This window comes from Sphingorhabdus sp. (genome assembly GCF_046596595.1).
Lineage (GTDB): Bacteria > Pseudomonadota > Alphaproteobacteria > Sphingomonadales > Sphingomonadaceae > Sphingorhabdus_B.
The window spans coordinates 1-2,077 of record NZ_JBKJMB010000078.1 but is presented as its reverse complement, the minus strand read 5'-3'; the positions used below and the strand labels follow the sequence as shown (position 1 = coordinate 2,077).

General features: G+C 56.1%; 4 protein-coding genes. All 4 read left to right on the top strand.

Translation table 11 applies throughout. From position 1 onward, the window contains the following. The first annotated feature begins 27 nt into the window (after positions 1-27). The 4 genes from rpsH to rpsE are packed head-to-tail and all read left to right on the top strand — an operon-like array spanning position 28 to position 2,013. Positions 28-423 carry a 30S ribosomal protein S8 gene (gene rpsH, locus ACLL9E_RS07900; RefSeq protein ID WP_411291193.1) on the top strand — a complete coding sequence of 132 codons (396 nt, stop codon included), beginning with the start codon at positions 28-30 and terminating at the stop codon, positions 421-423. Further along, entirely contained in the window at positions 423-956 is a 534-nt protein-coding gene (gene rplF, locus ACLL9E_RS07895; protein WP_411291192.1) for a 50S ribosomal protein L6, read from the top strand. The genes rpsH and rplF overlap by 1 nt, the downstream gene beginning before the upstream one ends. Beyond that, positions 956-1,309: a 50S ribosomal protein L18 gene (rplR, locus tag ACLL9E_RS07890; protein ID WP_409644775.1), complete on the top strand. Its 354-nt coding sequence runs from the start codon at positions 956-958 to the stop codon at positions 1,307-1,309. The genes rplF and rplR overlap by 1 nt, the downstream gene beginning before the upstream one ends. 2 nt (positions 1,310-1,311) lie before the next feature. Then, positions 1,312-2,013 (top strand): 30S ribosomal protein S5, encoded by a 702-nt coding sequence (gene rpsE / locus ACLL9E_RS07885; RefSeq protein WP_411291194.1) that lies wholly within the window; start codon positions 1,312-1,314, stop codon positions 2,011-2,013. The last annotated feature ends 64 nt before the right edge of the window (positions 2,014-2,077 follow it).

Here is a 2,077-nt window from a genome sequence, read left to right as displayed (position 1 = left end):
GAAGTCGAGCTGGTAAGGATAAGATAGATGGCAATGACCGATCCTTTGGGTGATATGCTCACCCGTATCCGCAACGGCCAGCGGGCGAAGAAAGACTCTGTAGTCTCGCCAGCGTCCAGCCTGCGGACCCGTGTTCTCGATGTGTTGCAGCGTGAAGGCTATATTCGCGGTTACAGCGAAGAAGCTTTGGGTGCACATAAGGGCATCCGCATCGAACTGAAATATTTCGAAGGTGCGCCTGCTATCCAGCATGTCGCCCGCGTATCGAAGCCAGGTCGCCGCGTATATTCAGGAAGCTCAGAACTTCCGGTTATCCGCAACGGCCTTGGTATCACCATCGTTTCAACGCCAAAGGGCGTTCTGTCGGACGCCGAAGCGCGCGCACAGAATGTTGGCGGCGAAATCCTGGCGGAGGTATTCTGATGAGCCGCATTGGTAAGAAACCTGTTCCTATTCCTGCCGGCGTTACTGCCAGCATGGAGGCGGGCACGCTTTCGGTCAAAGGACCAAAGGGCGTATTGACGATGCCAATGAGCGACCTCATTTCCTACGAGATGCAGGATGACGGTCTCATGGTGAAGCCTGCGAACGCCAGCAAGGCGGCTCGCGCATTTTGGGGTATGCAGCGCACGTTGGTTCAGAACCTGGTCACAGGCGTGACTGAGGGCTTTACCAAGGTGCTTGAAATCACCGGCGTTGGTTATCGTGCCAACAGCCAGGGCAAGATGCTGAAGCTTCAACTTGGCTACAGCCATGATGTCGATTTTGCGATCCCTGAAGGCATAGAAATCAAGACACCCGACAACACCACGGTGGAAATTTCGGGTATCGACAAGCAGAAGGTTGGGCAGGTTGCTGCCGAAATCCGTCGCTGGAGGAAGCCAGAGCCTTATAAGGGCAAGGGCATCAAGTACCGCGGCGAATATATCTTCCGCAAGGAAGGGAAGAAGAAATAATGGCAAAACTGTCTCTCTTTGCACGACGCCGTCAGCGCGTGCGTTCGAAATTGCGGGCGCAGGTTGCTGGTCGTCCCCGTCTTTCGGTGCATCGCACTGGCCGCCATATTTATGCGCAGATCATTGACGATTCGAAGGGTGCAACGCTGGCGTCTGCCTCGACGCTCGACAAGGACGTTAAAGCCAAGAACGGATCGACAGCTGAAGCTGCTGCCGATGTTGGCAAGCGCGTAGCTGAGGCCGCCAAGAAAGCTGGCATATCCAGCGTAGTTTTTGATCGTGGCGGTTTCCTGTTTCATGGTCGCGTCAAAGCGCTTGCTGATGCGGCGCGCGAAGGCGGATTGGAGTTTTAATGATGGCTGAAAACACTGAAACTGCACCTGTCACCGATGGCGCAGCACCTGAAGCAGTTGCACCCGAAGGCCAACGTCGCGGTCGGGGCGGCCGTGGCGGCGGTGACAATCGTGGTGGCGGCGGCGGTGGCCGTGGTCGCAACAATAATGATCGTCGTCCTGCTCAAGAAGAAGACGATGGCACGATCGAAAAGCTCGTGCACATCAACCGTGTTTCGAAAACAGTTAAGGGCGGGAAGCGCTTTGGTTTTGCCGCGCTCGTCGTCGTTGGTGATGGTCAGGGCCGCGTAGGCTTTGGCCATGGCAAGGCACGCGAAGTGCCGGAAGCTATTAACAAAGCAACTGCTGCTGCAAAAAAGTCCATGATTCGGGTCGCACTGAAAGATGGTCGCACGTTGCATCATGATGGCAAGGGCCACTTTGGCGCGGGCAAGGTTACCTTGCGTTCGGCACCTGCCGGTACCGGCATTATCGCTGGCGGTCCAATGCGCGCCGTGTTCGAAAGTCTGGGCGTTGCGGACGTTGTGACCAAATCGGTTGGTACGTCGAACCCATATAACATGATCCGTGCTACATTCGCGGCGTTGGCTGAACAAACCAGCCCGAAGTCGGTAGCGCAACGTCGCGGCAAGAAAATCGCTGACCTCCTTGGTCGCGGTGGCAGCAAGACTGCTGAAGCCGATGCAGAAGCTATTGCGGAGTAATCGATATGGCGAAGATTAAAATCAAACAGACCGGTTCGCCGATCCGCCGTCCTGCCTCGCAGCG

Excerpts from the sequence above, each read along its gene's own strand:
- rpsH (WP_411291193.1), top strand. The coding sequence starts at position 28 with ATGGCAATGACCGATCCTTTGGGTGATATGCTCACCCGTATCCGCAAC.
- rplF (WP_411291192.1), top strand. The coding sequence starts at position 423 with ATGAGCCGCATTGGTAAGAAACCTGTTCCTATTCCTGCCGGCGTTACT.
- rplR (WP_409644775.1), top strand. The coding sequence starts at position 956 with ATGGCAAAACTGTCTCTCTTTGCACGACGCCGTCAGCGCGTGCGTTCG.
- rpsE (WP_411291194.1), top strand. The coding sequence starts at position 1,312 with ATGGCTGAAAACACTGAAACTGCACCTGTCACCGATGGCGCAGCACCT.